The following is a 15532-nucleotide window of genomic DNA, read 5'->3' on the forward strand; positions in this document are numbered from 1 at the left end:
TCCCGATGCATCCGTAGCTCAGCTGGATAGAGTACTCGGCTACGAACCGAGCGGTCGGAGGTTCGAATCCTCCCGGATGCACCATCTCTTACTTGATACGGCTTTCACCGCGGTATCAATATCGGCAGTAAAGCAAGTTTTCCGATGCATCCGTAGCTCAGCTGGATAGAGTACTCGGCTACGAACCGAGCGGTCGGAGGTTCGAATCCTCCCGGATGCACCATCCCTTACTTGATACGGCTTTCCCGCGGTATCAAAATCTGCAGTAAAGTAAGTTTCCCGATGCATCCGTAGCTCAGCTGGATAGAGTACTCGGCTACGAACCGAGCGGTCGGAGGTTCGAATCCTCCCGGATGCACCATATTCTCCATACTTTATTCTCCGTACTTTCAGCGATGAAGATGCAGATAAGATAGCGGTAATCACCGCTGGCATCAGAAGGATAACGTTGCGTCAGCAACGGCCCATAAGGCGAATAATCCTCCCGGATACGTCACTGCCCCGCAATCGCTTTTCCCCTTATCCTGAACACACCTCTTCATCTCTATTAGCGACAAAATCAACCAATTGCGATAAAGTACTGTCTGGTTATTCGGTTTGCGAGAACACGATGTACGCACGTTATGCTGGTTTGATTTTTGATATGGACGGTACTCTCCTGGATACCGAACCCACGCATCGCAAAGCGTGGCGTGAGGTTTTGGGGCGCTATGGTCTTCGTTTTGATGAACAGGCAATGGTCGCGCTTAACGGTTCGCCAACCTGGCTTATCGCCCAGTCAATCATTGAGCTTAACCATGCCGATCTTGATCCCCTGTCACTGGCGCGTGAGAAAACCGACGCGGTAAAAAGCATCCTGCTGGACTGCGTAGAACCGCTGCCGCTGGTTGAGGTGGTCAAAGCGTGGCATGGGCGGCGTCCCATGTCGGTCGGTACCGGTAGCGAAAGCGCTATCGCGGAAGCCTTGTTAGCGCATCTGGGGCTGCGTCGTTATTTTGATGCGGTTGTGGCGGCAGATCACGTACAGCATCACAAACCTGCGCCTGACACCTTCCTATTGTGCGCCCAGCGGATGGGCGTCATGCCGACGCAGTGCGTGGTATTTGAAGATGCCGATTTTGGTTTACAGGCGGCGCGGGCGGCGGGAATGGATGCCGTGGATGTTCGACTATTGTGAGTGACGGACTGTCGCTCCTGTCTCTGTTTGCCAGTAGTTTTCTCAGCGCGACGCTGTTACCCGGTAATTCTGAGGTGGTTTTGGTTGCTATGCTGGTCTCCGGCGTCAGCCATCCCTGGGTCTTAGTCTTAACAGCAACAATGGGTAATAGCCTTGGAGGGGTAACTAACGTTATTCTTGGGCGTTTCTTTCCGCTGCGCAAAACGTCGCGCTGGCAGGAAAAAGCGACTGGCTGGCTAAAGCGTTATGGCGCAGCCACACTATTATTAAGCTGGATGCCGGTCATCGGTGATTTGTTGTGCCTGTTAGCGGGATGGATGCGCATCCCGTGGGGGCGGACGATCTTTTTTTTGTGTCTTGGTAAGGCGCTGCGCTATGTTGCGCTCGCAGCGGCGGCGGTTCAGGGCATGATGTGGTGGTAATAATTGTAGGTTTGGCATGTATGGCCGCCATTACAGTTATGCTTATTAAAACGATTTGGACAGGCGGGAGGTCAATTTGATCCCGGACGTATCACAGGCTCTGGCCTGGCTGGAAAAACATCCTCAGGCGTTAAAGGGGATACAGCGCGGGTTAGAGCGCGAAACGCTGCGTGTCAATGCTGATGGCACGCTGGCGACAACAGGTCATCCTGAAGCGTTAGGTTCAGCGCTGACCCATAAATGGATTACCACGGATTTTGCGGAAGCCCTACTGGAGTTTATTACGCCAGTCGATGGCGATATCCAGCATATGCTCACTTTTATGCGCGATCTCCATCGGTATACGGCCAGGAAACTGGGCGATGAGCGGATGTGGCCATTAAGTATGCCCTGCTATATTGCGGAAGGGCAGGACATAGAGCTGGCGCAGTACGGCACATCCAATACCGGGCGCTTTAAGACGCTCTATCGCGAAGGGCTGAAAAATCGTTATGGCGCTTTGATGCAAACCATCTCCGGCGTACATTACAATTTTTCATTACCGATGGCGTTCTGGCAGGCGAAATGCGGCGTTACGGAAGGCGAAGCGGCAAAAGAAAAAATTTCTGCCGGCTATTTTCGTCTGATTCGCAACTATTACCGTTTTGGCTGGGTCATCCCCTATCTGTTTGGCGCGTCTCCGGCCATTTGTTCCTCTTTCCTGCAAGGGAAGCCAACCACATTACCGTTTGAAAAAACGGACTGCGGTATGTACTACCTGCCGTACGCGACGTCGCTACGTCTGAGCGATTTGGGTTATACCAATAAGTCGCAAAGTAATCTCGGAATTACGTTTAACGATCTACATGAATACGTTGCAGGTCTGAAGCGGGCGATTAAAACCCCTTCCGAGGAGTACGCGCGGATTGGTGTGGAAAAAGACGGTAAGCGGCTACAGATTAACAGCAACGTTCTGCAAATTGAAAATGAGCTGTACGCGCCCATTCGTCCCAAGCGCGTGACGCGCAGCGGCGAATCGCCTTCAGATGCGCTTCTGCGTGGTGGTATTGAGTACATCGAAGTTCGTTCTCTCGATATTAATCCGTTCTCACCGATCGGCGTAGACGAGCAACAGGTGCGCTTCCTCGATCTGTTTATGGTCTGGTGCGTATTGGCCGATGCGCCGGAAATGAGTAGCGATGAGCTGTTATGTACGCGTACTAACTGGAATCGCGTTATTCTGGAAGGGCGTAAGCCGGGCCTGACGTTAGGCATTGGCTGTGAAACTGCGCAATTCCCGCTGCCCAAAGTAGGGAAAGATCTTTTCCGCGATCTGAAACGCGTGGCGCAAACGCTGGACAGTATCCACGGGGGAGAGGAGTATCAAAAGGTGTGTGACGAGTTGGTCGCCTGCTTTGATAATCCTGAACTGACATTCTCCGCCCGGATCTTACGGTCTATGATTGATGAAGGCATTGGCGGCACCGGGAAAGCGTTCGGTGAGGCTTACCGTAATCTGTTACGCGAAGAGCCGCTGGAGATTTTACAGGAAGAAGAGTTTATTGCTGAACGTGACGCTTCAGTACGTCGTCAGCAGGAGATTGAGGCGGCGGATACCGAGCCGTTTGCCGCGTGGCTTGCAAAACACGCCTGACCCAAAAGAAAAAGGCCACTCACGGAGTGGCCAAAATTTCATCGCTGAAAACAGGGATGATGATAACAAATGCGCGTCTTTCATATACTCAGACTCGCCCCGGAACAAAGAGTTCAGTTTATTTTTAAAAAATTATCGGAGGTGACTAAATGCCATTATTAGATAGCTTCGCAGTCGATCATACCCGGATGCAAGCGCCGGCGGTCCGGGTTGCAAAAACGATGAACACCCCGCATGGCGACGCAATCACCGTGTTTGATCTGCGTTTTTGCATTCCGAACAAAGAAGTGATGCCGGAAAAAGGGATTCATACGCTTGAGCATCTGTTTGCTGGCTTTATGCGCGACCACCTCAACGGTAACGGCGTTGAGATTATCGATATCTCGCCGATGGGCTGCCGTACCGGTTTCTACATGAGCCTGATTGGCACGCCGGACGAGCAGCGTGTTGCCGACGCCTGGAAAGCGGCGATGGCGGATGTGCTGAAAGTGCAGGATCAAAACCAGATCCCGGAGCTGAACGTTTACCAGTGCGGTACGTATCAGATGCACTCGCTCAGTGAAGCGCAGGACATTGCCCGTCATATTCTGGAGTGTGATGTGCGCGTGAACAGCAATAAAGAGCTGGCGCTGCCGAAAGAAAAACTGCAGGAACTGCATATTTAGTCTTATTGGTAAGCGGTTCCAGTATTTAAATTAACCCCGGTCTATGGCCGGGTTTTTTTATTGCTTAATATAATTTGCGTTTATTATATTTGCGGCGAGAATACATTTTAAATTAAGTAATGCCTGGCCTGTTAAATAATAAAATGTGATCTGGTAAACAGAAAAGGCGGATAACTCACGATGCCAGAGTGTATTGATCACATAAACTAAAAATCATAAATAATTAATAGAAAAACATAATGGAATGCGCCAGATATCCAGGTAATAACAAGACTCTACTAATAGCCGGTCGATGGGGTTTTTAGCAAATCTTATCTGGTATACATCAAACTTAAGGGATAAAAAATGAAGGCTAAATATTTGGCGCTGATGATCGGTGCTTGCTTTTCTCATAACCTTTGGGCAGCGAATAATATCACTATTGAGCAGCGTCTGGCTGAACTGGAGCAACGTGTTGTTAATGCTGAAAAACGGGCATCCGATGCCGAGGCGCAAATTCGCTCGCTGAAACAGCAGCAGGTCGCCGCTACGCCGACGGTGAATGTCCAGTCCGCCGAGCCCATTGCAGCAGATAAAACGCCGCCGAAGCTGACCTTATCCGGATTCAGCGATATTAAGTTCTATGGCGATGTCGAATTTAATATGGATGCGGCAAGCCGTTCCGGTAGTCTGACATCGACGAGAACGTCAGCGAATAAAGATTGGGCACCAGGAACCAATGAACGCTGGGATATTAACGGACGCCTGTTACTGGGCTTTGATGGCTATCAGCGGCTGGACAACGGTAATTTTGCCGGGTTCTCTGTACAGCCTCTGGCGGACCTGACCGGAAAAATGAACCTTGATGATGCCGTTTTCTTCTTTGGTCGTGAGAATGACTGGAAAATTAAGGTTGGTCGTTTTGAAGCCTACGATATGTTCCCGCTGAATCAGGATACGTTTATTGAATATTCGGGGAATACAGCGAACGATCTTTACAGTGACGGTTACGGCTATATCTATATGATGAAAGAAGGACGGGGACGTAGCGACAGTGGGGGTAACTTCCTGCTGAGTAAAACCATCGACAACTGGTATTTCGAAGTTAACACATTGCTGGAAAATGGCAGTACGTTATATACCGAGAAGCAGTACCACGGAATGGATTTAACCAACGATAAAAACGTGGCTTACGTCCGTCCGGTTATCGCCTGGCAAAACGGGCGTTTTTCAACGGCGATAGCGATGGAAAGTAACGTCGTTAACAACGCCTATGGCTATTATGAGAATGGGAAGTGGATCGATCAGTCAGATCGTACGGGCTATGGTTTTACCATGACCTGGAATGGTCAAAAAACTGATCCGGAAGATGGCGCAGTGATTAACCTGAATACCGCCTATATGGATGCGACCGATGAGACAGATTTTACCGCTGGGGTGAATGCGCTGTGGCATCGATTTGAACTGGGTTATATCTATGCGCATAACAAAATCGAAGCCTTCAATGCTACTAATATCGATGCCGTTTGTGAGGACGATTGCTGGATCACCGATCCCGGCAATTATGACATTCACACTATTCATGCCTCATATTTATTCCCCAACGTGATGGATATGAAAAACTTTAACATCTACCTCGGTGCCTATGCTTCATGGGTAGAGGCCAATCCGAATAATGGCGATAACAGTGAAGATGCGCGTTACGGCGGGCGTCTGAGATTCAAATATTTCTTCTGATTGTTGGTCTACTAAAAAAGGGATCCGCAGATCCCTTTTATCAGATAGTTAGTGCGCGCCGCCACCGCCGCCGCCCGCACCGAAGGGCGGTTTGGCGAACCACACCAGGCCGAGCAGCACCAGGAAGATCCCCGCCGACATCCAGAAGATTTCGTTGGCGGAAATAATCAGCCCCTGATTCGTGATTTGCTGGGCTATCCAGCCTGATGCCTGTTGGTGCGTCATCCCTAAGCCTTCCAGTTTATCGTACATAGCCTGAGCGTTTGGATTATACGCCGTAATCGACTCCGTGAGCTGCGCATGGTGTAGCGACTCACGATCGGTCCACATAGTGGTGGTAATCGAGGTGCCGATGGAGCCCGCCAGCGTTCGCGTGAAGTTCGACAGGCTTGATGCCGCCGCCAGCCGTTCTGGCGGTAACCCGGAGAGCGTAATGGTGGTCAGCGGCATAAAGAAGCAGGCGACGGCAAATCCCTGAATAAACTGCGGCCATGCGGAAGCGCCGAAATCCATACCCGGTTCGAATGTCCAGGCGCGCCAGTAAAAACAGACGGCGTACATAATGAAGCTGAACGTGACCAGTCTGCGCATATCCAGTTTATGCGCGAAGCGTCCGATAATCGGCGACAAAATTACCGGAATAATACCGACTGGCGCCGACGCCAGACCTGCCCACGTTGCGGTATAGCCGTACACCTCTTGCAAAAGCTGCGGCAGTAGAACAATGGCGCCGAAATAGAGCATATAGGCAAGGCTGATGCACAAGCAGCCAATCGTGAAGTTACGCGATTTAAAAAGAGAAAGATCGACGATAGGGTGATCGTCGGTCAGTTCCCAGACGATCAGGAAACTGATGGCGATGACGGCGACCACGGTCAGGATGATAATTTCCTGCGAGGAGAACCAGTCCAGCTCTTTACCGCGATCGAGCATAATTTGCAGGCTGCCGATGCCAATCACCAGTAACGCCAGCCCGACGGCGTCAATACGTCGCCGTTCGGTATGCGTTTCACGTCCGCGCAGCGTGTGTAACGTCATCAGGACGACGGCGATGCCAATCGGCACGTTGATGAAGAAAATCCATCCCCAGTGGTAATTATCACTGATATAGCCCCCCAGAATCGGGCCGCAAATCGGCGCGACAATGACGGTCATTGACCAGAGCGCCAGCGCAATGGAGCGCTTTGCAGGCGGATAGTTATTCAGCAACAGGCTTTGCGAGAGCGGAATCAGCGGCCCCGCGACCACGCCCTGCACCACGCGGAAGAAGATCAGCATATTCAGGCTGCTGGATACGCCACAGGCCCAGGAGGCCGCGGCAAAGGCGACCGTCGACCACATGAACAGTTTGACTTCGCCAAAACGTTTCGCCAGCCAGCCGGTTAAGGGAATCGAGATAGCGTTCGCCACCCCGAAAGAGGTGATAACCCATGTCCCCTGGCTTAGGGAAGAACCCAGGTTCCCGGCGATAGTCGGAATCGCCACGTTGGCAATGGTGGAGTCCAGCACCTGCATGAATGTCGCCAGCGACAGCGCGATCGTCATGATGACGAGCTGCGCGCCCTCCAGCGGTTTTTGCTGTTGCATCACACGCACCTCAGGATTAACCCGCGTTAGCCTGTACGATGTCGTCGATCAGTTTATTGACCGGCGCGAGATTAATTTCGCGTGCGTTACTTTCGGCAACCGGCGTCGTTCGTACCTGGCTGGCCAGTACCTGACCGTCGCGATTAGCGGTATCCACGGTGACCAGCGTCGATAAACCAATGCGCAGCGGATGTTGTTCTAACTGGCGGGCGTCCAGTTCGACGCGTACCGGCAGACGTTGAACCACTTTAATCCAGTTACCCGTCGCATTTTGCGCGGGCAGCAGGGAGAAGGCGCTGCCTGTTCCCATATCCAGACCGACGACTTTACCGGTGTATTTTACGTCGTCGCCATAAATGTCAGTAATAATCGTCACTGGCTGCCCAATGCGCATATTCGCTAATTGGGTCTCTTTAAAGTTAGCGTCCACCCACAGATCGGTTGCAGGCACCACGGCCATCAGCGGCGTGGTGGGGCTGATTTGCGCGCCAGGCTGGACGGCGCGGCGGGAGACATAACCGGTCATTGGACTGACGATGCGAGTACGCTCCAGCGCCAGCCAGGCGTTACGCACTTCGGTCGCCGCTTGTTGAACCGCGGGCTGATCTTCCAGTTTACTGTTGAGTATCATTGCCTGGTTGGCATTGTACTGTTGAATGGCGACATCCAGCTGTGCCTGCGCGCTGGCGACGGCATCGCGGGCGTGTTGCAGCTCTTCACGGCCAATAAGATTGGCATTACCCAGCGGCACACGACGGTTAAGGTCGCTTTGCGCTTGCGCCAGGGCGGTTTTTTGCACGTCGATATTCGCCTGCAACTGCTTGCTGTTAATCATCAACTGGTGCGTCTGGCGCACGCTGGAGGCCAGCGCCGTTTTAGCTTTTTCAAACGCTTGTTTGGCGTCAGTCTGATCGAGCGTGACCAGAACATCGCCCTCTTTTACAAAGTCGGTGTTATCAGCCCAGACTTTCGTCACGCTGCCTGACACTTGCGCCATGATTTGAACCTGGTTCCCTGCCACGTAAGCATCATCTGTCTCTTCAATATGACGCAATACTAAAAACCAATAAATTCCATATGCCACGGCAATAATAACAAAGAGCAAGGTAAGAAGTAGCAGCGCTGTTTTGCGTTTGCCTTTCTTCTTAGCCGGTTGCTGCGGGGTTTGGATCTCCGCATTTGCGCTCATGTTGTTCTCCACGATCTTATTATTCACATCGGCTGAGCCGACCTGTTGTCAGAAAGGCCAGCAGTAACGCGTGCCGGCCTGTCCGCTTTCCTGTTATTAATCTGGATTTTTGAGCGGGTCGGCGCTTTAGCGCAGCGCCTCAAGAACAGTGCCTTCCTGCTCCATTTGATCAAGACGCGTCAGGAGTTTACGAGTGATGTGCTCAAGTTGATCTTTTTCGGCAGTGCTAAGTGATGACCAGAGTTGATGCAGACAATGATGCTGAGGCGGAAGCACTTCTTGCAAAAATGCCTGACCTTTCTCCGTTAATTGCAGATGCAGGCAACGGCGGTCGTTATCGCTCTCACGACGCTCAATCCAGCCGCGTTTTTCCAGCTCATCTGCAATGCGTGTCGCATTGGTGCGAGATGAACCCAGCGCGCAGCTTAATTCAGACGGCTGAATACTGTGGTTTTCCTGAGACTCCAGCGTAATCAACGCCATAAACAACGTCTCGTTAATCCCTTGAGCCTTCAGCATCTTATTGCGGTTTTCCAGGAGCTTGCCTTGCATGTGCATACAAAGACGAGTCAAAAGAATTTCCTGATAAGGAAAGTCTTCGTGACGGCTGGCGCGAAATTTTAGCATTTGTTCAATGGGCGTAAACGAACTATCCATTTGGGCATGACCTCATTAATTTCAGCCGATATAGTAACGACAGTGACAAATAAAGTAAATGTATTATTAATACAAAATCATTCTTTCAGGCTATAAAGCAACCAATGATACGCAGACTGAGACGTCAGCGGGAACATTGGGCCCGGTAAAGCGCCGCCTGCGGCAAATCCAGGAATGACGAGAAAAGCGTGAGTGCCTGCATGAAAAAATCAGGAGAGAACGATAAGCGGGAGGGGCGAAAGCCAGGTAAACGGCTTTACAACCCGATGCAAAAGCCACCGGAATACCACGGATAGCTATCGGTGAACGACCTTCGAATCCTTGAACGGGCGCTATTGGCCTGGGAGCAGATGGGGATGCAGGGCTTTCCATAGAATTATATTATTCTTCACCGGTATAAAAATAACCATGATAAATGAATAGCATAACCTTAACAGACTGGGGAGCTCCTTAACACCCTAAGGAGCTTAAACAAAGGTAAACACTCACTATCCGCTTAATTTACGGCTTCCTGTCGGTGAAAACCTCGCCACCAGACCAGTAAATTAAGTAAGGCTACCGTGACACCCGCCAGACAAACACCGGCCCAGCCGGCATGTTGCCAGGCGGAGGCGGAAATCAGCGACCCCGCGGCGCCACCGATAAAGTAGCTGGTCATATAGCCGGCGGTGAGCCGGTTACGCGCATCCGGATGCAAACGATAGATGACCGTCTGATTGGTGATATGTACCCCCTGAACGGTGAGGTCCAGTACCAGAATGCCAATAATCAGCGCCAGTACCGAGGTGTGCCCAAGCCAGATCGCCAGCCAGGAGAGTAACAGCAGCAGTAAGCCGAACGTGGTGGTGAGGTGAGATTTACCTTTATCGGCAAATCCGCCAGCCGGACGCGCGCCTAAAGCGCCGGCGGCCCCCGCCAGGCCAAACAGGCCAATCATCCCCTCGGAATAGCTAAACGGCGGCGCGGCGAGCAAAAAGGCCATTGACGTCCAGAGGATGCTGAAATTAGCAAAGGTCAGACAGCCCAGCAGCGCGCGGGTACGCAGCAGCTTATCGTGAATAAACAGGCTGAATACAGAACCCAACAGCTGCGGGTAGTTAAGATGGGTGTCGGATTTGAGCTTTGGCAGTCCGCGCCACAACGCGACGGCCATCAGCGCCATCAGCGCCGACGCTACCCAAAATACGGTGCGCCAACCGCCGAGGTTTGCCAGCAGTCCGGCGACCGTTCGCGCCAGCAGGATCCCCAGCAACAGGCCGCTCATAATGGTGCCGACCACTTTACCGCGGGTGGCGGGCGTCGCAAGCGTGGCGGCCAGCGGAACCAGAATCTGCGCCACCACGGAGAACAGTCCAGTTAAGGCCGTTCCGAGTATCATCATGCTAAGCGACTGACTGCTGGCGGTGATCAGCATTCCGCCAGCCGCCAGCAACGTCATGGAGACAATCAGCGTTCGGCGTTCAAACATGTCGCCGAGCGGCACCAGAAACAACAGGCCAGCGGCATAGCCCAACTGCGCGGCGGTAACGATAAACCCTGCGGAGCTGGCGGAAAGCGAAAAGTGATGCGCGATGGTATCAAGCAGCGGCTGGGCATAGTAGTTGCTGGCGACCGCCAGACCCGTGGCCACAGACATTAAAACGATCAGCGCCGGGCTAAGCCCATGAGTGGGTTTCGTCATTATGGTAATCGTGATTCAGATAATTATTTCCTGGGAAAACAATCATAGCGGATGTTGATGAATAAAGGGGAACGGTGACGTGATGAATCGTGCGCTTTGAGGAGAGATTGCGTTGGCCGGATAGCGGCGCATGAACTGCGCCTTATCCGGCATAAAAAACGATCTTATTTCTGCGCGGCCAGCGCTTCTTTCACCCAGCCGTCAAACTGCTGCTGGTGAGCGTTGATCCAGCCGTCCACGTGGCCCTGAACATCGGCTTCAGACGATTTACCGGCATGCATCATGGCGTTCTGCGCGTTGATATCCGCCAGCGGCAGCTTCATGATGGCGAACAGTTTCGCCGCCGCCGGGTTTTTCTCCGCCCATGCCTTATTGGCGACAATATGCATGGTATTAACCGGGAACCCATAGTTCGCGCCGTTCGGCAGTTTAGTATCAATATTTTTCTGTTCGCCCGGCAGAGAGGAGAACGGCACCTGTAGCCAGACGACATCTTTACCCGGCTTCATTACGTCGCTCACCCAGTACGGGGTCCAGGTGTAATACAGCACCGGCTTGCCTTCTTTAAAACGGGTAATGGTATCAGCCATCATCGCCGCATAGTTACCGTGGCTGACCTCAACGGTTTTTTGCAGATCAAACGCTTTATTCTGGTGATTGATTACGGCTTCGCAGCCCCAGCCCGGCGAGCAGCCCATCATGTCCGCTTTTCCGTCGCCATTGGTATCGAAGATTTTGGCGATTTTCGGATCTTTTAGCTGAGCGATATTGGTGATGTTGTACTGCTCGGCGGTTTTTTTATCGATCAGATAGCCCTGCGCAGCGCCGGAGACGAAGACGCCCTCGCGGTAAAACTTTTTGTCTCCGCCTGCTGCGGCATACATATCATCATGCAGCGGCTGCCAGTTCACGGCGGTAAACGTCGCATCGCCAGAGGCGATAGAGGTGTAGCCTACGTTGTAATCGACTTCACTCGGCTTATTTACGGTATAACCCAACTTTTCCAGCGCCCGGCTGACCAGTAACGTCTGGAAGGACTCTTCAGAAATCGTGCTTTGGATTGGTTGGACGGTAATGCCTTTGCCAGGCAGGTCGGCAGCGAAAGCGCTGGCGGTGACAAGGGTGGCAAACGCTGAGGCAAATATCACAGTATGTCGCATCGTTGTTCCTTTAATTATGGTAGGGAGTTGTAAGCCCGGTAAGCGCAATGTCACCGGGCGTCAGGAGAGTTACTTAACGAAAGGGCGGGTGATTAGCCCAACAGGACCGGTGGTATACCAACGACGGTTACCGCGGCTACGCGAGTCACGCCCGACGGCCTGCGTCAGACGGTCCAGAATGATGGCGAGAATCACAATGCCGACGCCGCCGACGGTTGCCAGCCCCATATCAAGACGACCAATGCCGCGTAGTACCATCTGACCAAGCCCACCGACCGCAATCATCGAGGCGATGACGACCATCGAGAGAGCCAGCATCAGCGTCTGATTAACGCCTGCCATAATGGTGGGCATCGCCAGCGGTAGTTGCACTTTGAACAACATTTGGCGCGGGCTGGCGCCGAACGAGCGCGACGCTTCAATTAAGTCGGCAGGCACCTGGTTAATGCCCAGGATCGTCAGGCGTACAATCGGCGGTAGAGCAAAAATAATCGTCACCACCACGCCCGGCACGTTACCGATGCCGAATAACATGACAATCGGCACCAGATAGACAAACGCGGGCGTGGTCTGCATCGCATCCAGCAGCGGACGAACTATTTTGGCCGCGCGCGGGCTGCGCGCCAGCCAGATTCCCATCGGTAATCCGATCACGACGCAGAACAACAGGGCGGTCAACACCAGCGCCAGGGTAATCATCGCCTGCGACCAGGCACCGATCGCGCCGATGGCGATCAGCGATATCAGCGTTGCGATCCCCATGCCCACGCCGGAAACCTGCCAGGCAATCAGCGCAAAGAGAATAATCGCCACAGGGGCGGGCATTCCCAGCAGCAGTTGCTGAAAGCCGTTAAGAATGTAATCCACCGGCACACGAATCCCCTGAAAAAGGGGACGGAAATGGGTGACGACCCAGTCGATTCCCTCTGTGACCCAGCTATCCAGCGGGATCAGCGTCTTATGGAACGGGTCCAGAAGAGAAAAGTGTTCAGGGGCTGGCGCGGGCGCGCTGTTCAACCAGTCGGTACTGCCGCCGTCCGTGGCTACGCCTGCCGGTGTTCCCCAGGCATCAGCCGTTTGCGTCGTAGTATCGGCCACCTGTGCGGTATCCCACGGATTCGTTTGATCAGCCATTGTTACCCCCCTCGCGATCTAAAGCCTGTAGCAACATACGTTTTGAAATAATGCCAACATACTGGTGTTCTTCATCGACAACCGGCACCGCGCAGGGCGCCTGGCCGACGTGAGAGAGCAACTCGCTGAGTGGGGTTTGCGCATCAACGACTAAAGGGTCGTCGATAAGCGCCGCTTCAATCCCTTGCGCCTGGCTTAATGCCGCTTTTAATGAGTCGATGGACACGACGCCCACGAATTTATTGCCACGCTCAATGACGTAACCATATTCACGGTCTTCGTCCTGTAATAATTTCAGTGCCGAACGGGGACCGAAACCTGGCGTTTTACGAATTAAGCCGACCGGACTGCGACGGGCAATATCTTTGGCGCTAAAGACCTGACTAATATCCACGCCACGGAAGAACGTGCGGACATAATCATTTGCCGGATTATTCAGGATCTCATCCGGCGTACCAACCTGTACGACCTCGCCATTTTGCATAATGGCAATCCTGTCGCCAATACGCATAGCCTCATCAAGATCGTGGGAAATAAAGACAATGGTGCGCTGATGTTTCGCCTGTAATTTCACCAGCTCATCCTGCATTTCGGTACGAATTAATGGATCGAGGGCGGAAAACGCTTCATCCATTAATAAGATATCAGGGTTGATTGCCAGCGCGCGGGCAAGTCCAACACGCTGACGCATCCCACCGGAAAGTTCATCCGGGTAGGCGTGAGCGTAATTCTCAAGCCCCACCTGACGCAAGGCGTCCAGCGCTTTTTCGCGACGCTCTTGCGCCGCGATGCCCGCTAATTCCATACCGAATGCCGTATTATCCAGCACGGTCATATGCGGCATGAGCGCAAATGACTGGAAGACCATCGCAATCTTTTTCCTGCGCACCTCGCGAAGCTCAGCGTCTGATATTTTGGCAATATCAACGCCGTCAATCAGTACCTGTCCGCGGGTGGGTTCAATCAGGCGATTGAGAAGGCGTACCATTGTGGATTTACCCGAACCGGATAATCCCATGATGACAAATATCTCGCCTTCTTCAATGGCCAGACTGGCGTCTTTAACGCCAAGCGATAGCCCCGTTTTTTCCAGTATTTGCTCTTTCGATAGTCCCTTTTCAATATATTTGAAGGCACGCTGCGGATGCTCTCCAAATATTTTATACAGATTCTTCACTTCTAATTTAATTGCCATGCAATAGAATGATTCCTGTTATTTACTTATGTCGATATGTTACCTGATAGAAATAGTTACCTTTTTCTACCCTAACATACTCAGAATCTGAGACAACCCTGAATTTGCTTCTGGCATGAATATTGCGAGGTGCTATTGGCTGTGATTTCCCATGATATAAGGGCTGAACGCGAATGGGGAGGAAGAGATATTTTTTGGAACAACCAGCAAAAATCCACCTGAATTTGAGGAATCCAGGTGAATAATGTCACTCGTATTGAGTGTAGGACATGTTGTAATATTTGCGCGATTTAACCCGGTATTGCTTGAAATAAAGGCATGGGAAATGTAACGTTATTTCCCATGCCCGTAAGGTTAAAAGTTCCAGTCTTCGTCTTCGGTTTCGACTGTTTTCCCCATCACATAAGATGAACCTGAGCCGGAAAAGAAATCATGATTTTCGTCGGCATTCGGCGAGAGCGCAGCAAGGATTGCGGGATTCACGTCTGCCATCTCCGGCGGAAATAACGCCTCATAACCCAGGTTCATTAAGGCTTTATTGGCGTTGTAGCACAAGAAGGCTTTGACGTCGTTAACCCAGCCGGTTTCCGCATATAACGCTTCTGTGTAGCAGATTTCGTTGTCGTACAGTTCCATCAACAAATCCAGCGCGAAAAGCTTTAACTCTTCACGCTCGATTGCCGATAGTTTTTGTAGCGCTATCTGATACTTATAGCCAATATAATAACCGTGAACCGCTTCATCGCGAATGATTAAACGAATCAGGTCGGCAGTGTTCGTGAGCTTACCGCGGCTGGAGAAATACATCGGCAGCCAGAAGCCGGAATAGAACAGAAAAGACTCTAAAAAGACGCTGGCAATCTTTTTCTTTAGCGGTTCATCGCTGACGTAATGAGCCAAAATAATCTGCGCCTTACGCTGTAGCGGCGGGTTTTCTTCGCTCCAGGCGTAGGCGGCATCAACCTCTTTCGTCTGGCACAGCGTGGAAAAAATAGAACTGTAAGAGCGGGCGTGTACCGCTTCCATAAAGCTGATGTTCGACAGTACTGCCTCTTCATGCGGCGTGATGGCATCTGCCATTAACGACGGCGCGCCTGCGATGTTCTGGATAGTGTCGAGCAGCGTAAGACCCGTAAACACGCGAATGGTGAGCTGCTGTTCGGCGGCGCTCAGCGTCTGCCAGGCCGGAATATCATTCGACAACGGCACTTTTTCCGGCAGCCAGAAGTTACTGGTCAGCCGGTTCCATACCTCCAGATCTTTGTCGTCCTGGATCTTGTTCCAGTTGATGGCGCTAATACGAGATAATTTCATAT

The 15532-nt window shown here is 52.1% G+C and carries 13 protein-coding genes and 3 tRNA genes; 8 read left to right on the top strand and 8 right to left on the bottom strand.

What is annotated here, in order from left to right; translation table 11 throughout:
* Positions 1-7 precede the first annotated feature (7 nt).
* From ACLJQD_RS02915 to ACLJQD_RS02950, 8 genes are all read left to right on the top strand, one after another.
* Positions 8-84: transfer RNA gene (locus ACLJQD_RS02915), tRNA-Arg, on the top strand.
* A gap of 62 nt (positions 85-146) precedes the next feature.
* Positions 147-223, top strand: a tRNA-Arg gene (locus ACLJQD_RS02920).
* 61 nt (positions 224-284) lie between these two features.
* A tRNA-Arg gene (locus ACLJQD_RS02925) sits at positions 285-361 on the top strand.
* 249 nt (positions 362-610) lie between these two features.
* Positions 611-1177 (top strand): fructose-1-phosphate/6-phosphogluconate phosphatase, encoded by a 567-nt coding sequence (gene yqaB, locus ACLJQD_RS02930; protein ID WP_000271296.1) that lies wholly within the window; start codon positions 611-613, stop codon positions 1175-1177.
* Positions 1174-1599, top strand: a complete 426-nt coding sequence (locus ACLJQD_RS02935) for a YqaA family protein (RefSeq protein ID WP_017441157.1) — start codon at positions 1174-1176, stop codon at positions 1597-1599. Before yqaB ends, ACLJQD_RS02935 begins: the two co-directional genes overlap by 4 nt.
* A gap of 76 nt (positions 1600-1675) precedes the next feature.
* A complete protein-coding gene (gshA, locus tag ACLJQD_RS02940) occupies positions 1676-3232 on the top strand; it encodes a glutamate--cysteine ligase (RefSeq protein WP_000611821.1) in 1557 nt (518 codons plus the stop codon).
* Positions 3233-3381: 149 nt separating this feature from the next.
* Positions 3382-3897 carry an S-ribosylhomocysteine lyase gene (gene luxS / locus ACLJQD_RS02945; RefSeq protein WP_001130193.1) on the top strand — a complete coding sequence of 172 codons (516 nt, stop codon included), beginning with the start codon at positions 3382-3384 and terminating at the stop codon, positions 3895-3897.
* 345 nt (positions 3898-4242) lie between these two features.
* Positions 4243-5613, top strand: a complete 1371-nt coding sequence (locus ACLJQD_RS02950; protein WP_017441158.1) for a carbohydrate porin — start codon at positions 4243-4245, stop codon at positions 5611-5613.
* A gap of 48 nt (positions 5614-5661) precedes the next feature.
* Here the strand turns inward: ACLJQD_RS02950 and emrB are convergent, their stop codons facing one another.
* The 8 genes from emrB to nrdF all read right to left on the bottom strand — a co-directional run bounded on the left by emrB (position 5662) and on the right by nrdF (position 15530).
* Positions 5662-7200 carry a multidrug efflux MFS transporter permease subunit EmrB gene (emrB, locus tag ACLJQD_RS02955; protein WP_001187297.1) on the bottom strand — a complete coding sequence of 513 codons (1539 nt, stop codon included), beginning with the start codon at positions 7198-7200 and terminating at the stop codon, positions 5662-5664.
* A 16-nt stretch (positions 7201-7216) separates the two neighbouring features.
* Positions 7217-8389 carry a multidrug efflux MFS transporter periplasmic adaptor subunit EmrA gene (emrA, locus tag ACLJQD_RS02960; RefSeq protein WP_017441159.1) on the bottom strand — a complete coding sequence of 391 codons (1173 nt, stop codon included), beginning with the start codon at positions 8387-8389 and terminating at the stop codon, positions 7217-7219.
* 126 nt (positions 8390-8515) lie between these two features.
* Positions 8516-9046 carry a transcriptional repressor MprA gene (gene mprA / locus ACLJQD_RS02965; protein WP_000378431.1) on the bottom strand — a complete coding sequence of 177 codons (531 nt, stop codon included), beginning with the start codon at positions 9044-9046 and terminating at the stop codon, positions 8516-8518.
* 496 nt (positions 9047-9542) lie between these two features.
* The gene (locus ACLJQD_RS02970; protein ID WP_000165769.1) at positions 9543-10727 is read right to left on the bottom strand and encodes an MFS transporter; all 1185 of its coding nucleotides are present in this window, start codon (positions 10725-10727) and stop codon (positions 9543-9545) included.
* A 164-nt stretch (positions 10728-10891) separates the two neighbouring features.
* Positions 10892-11887, bottom strand: coding sequence for a glycine betaine/L-proline ABC transporter substrate-binding protein ProX (gene proX / locus ACLJQD_RS02975; RefSeq protein ID WP_001216613.1), 996 nt, complete (start codon positions 11885-11887; stop codon positions 10892-10894).
* Positions 11888-11956: 69 nt separating this feature from the next.
* Positions 11957-13021, bottom strand: coding sequence for a glycine betaine/L-proline ABC transporter permease ProW (gene proW, locus ACLJQD_RS02980; protein WP_000775022.1), 1065 nt, complete (start codon positions 13019-13021; stop codon positions 11957-11959).
* A complete protein-coding gene (gene proV, locus ACLJQD_RS02985) occupies positions 13014-14216 on the bottom strand; it encodes a glycine betaine/L-proline ABC transporter ATP-binding protein ProV (protein WP_000985529.1) in 1203 nt (400 codons plus the stop codon). Before proV ends, proW begins: the two co-directional genes overlap by 8 nt.
* 354 nt (positions 14217-14570) lie before the next feature.
* Positions 14571-15530 carry a class 1b ribonucleoside-diphosphate reductase subunit beta gene (gene nrdF, locus ACLJQD_RS02990; RefSeq protein ID WP_000777901.1) on the bottom strand — a complete coding sequence of 320 codons (960 nt, stop codon included), beginning with the start codon at positions 15528-15530 and terminating at the stop codon, positions 14571-14573.
* Positions 15531-15532 lie beyond the last annotated feature (2 nt).

The sequence above is a fragment of the Salmonella sp. SAL04214 genome, from assembly GCF_046550615.1.
In the GTDB taxonomy this organism is placed as follows: Bacteria; Pseudomonadota; Gammaproteobacteria; order Enterobacterales; family Enterobacteriaceae; genus Salmonella; species Salmonella enterica.

What these genes read in the sequence shown, in the direction of transcription:
- nrdF (WP_000777901.1), bottom strand. Translation starts at nt 15,530, where the DNA reads ATGAAATTATCTCGTATTAGCGCCATCAACTGGAACAAGATCCAGGAC.
- luxS (WP_001130193.1), top strand. Translation starts at nt 3,382, where the DNA reads ATGCCATTATTAGATAGCTTCGCAGTCGATCATACCCGGATGCAAGCG.
- proV (WP_000985529.1), bottom strand. Translation starts at nt 14,216, where the DNA reads ATGGCAATTAAATTAGAAGTGAAGAATCTGTATAAAATATTTGGAGAG.
- ACLJQD_RS02950 (WP_017441158.1), top strand. Translation starts at nt 4,243, where the DNA reads ATGAAGGCTAAATATTTGGCGCTGATGATCGGTGCTTGCTTTTCTCAT.
- emrB (WP_001187297.1), bottom strand. Translation starts at nt 7,200, where the DNA reads ATGCAACAGCAAAAACCGCTGGAGGGCGCGCAGCTCGTCATCATGACG.
- proX (WP_001216613.1), bottom strand. Translation starts at nt 11,887, where the DNA reads ATGCGACATACTGTGATATTTGCCTCAGCGTTTGCCACCCTTGTCACC.
- emrA (WP_017441159.1), bottom strand. Translation starts at nt 8,389, where the DNA reads ATGAGCGCAAATGCGGAGATCCAAACCCCGCAGCAACCGGCTAAGAAG.
- proW (WP_000775022.1), bottom strand. Translation starts at nt 13,021, where the DNA reads ATGGCTGATCAAACGAATCCGTGGGATACCGCACAGGTGGCCGATACT.
- yqaB (WP_000271296.1), top strand. Translation starts at nt 611, where the DNA reads ATGTACGCACGTTATGCTGGTTTGATTTTTGATATGGACGGTACTCTC.
- mprA (WP_000378431.1), bottom strand. Translation starts at nt 9,046, where the DNA reads ATGGATAGTTCGTTTACGCCCATTGAACAAATGCTAAAATTTCGCGCC.
- ACLJQD_RS02970 (WP_000165769.1), bottom strand. Translation starts at nt 10,727, where the DNA reads ATGACGAAACCCACTCATGGGCTTAGCCCGGCGCTGATCGTTTTAATG.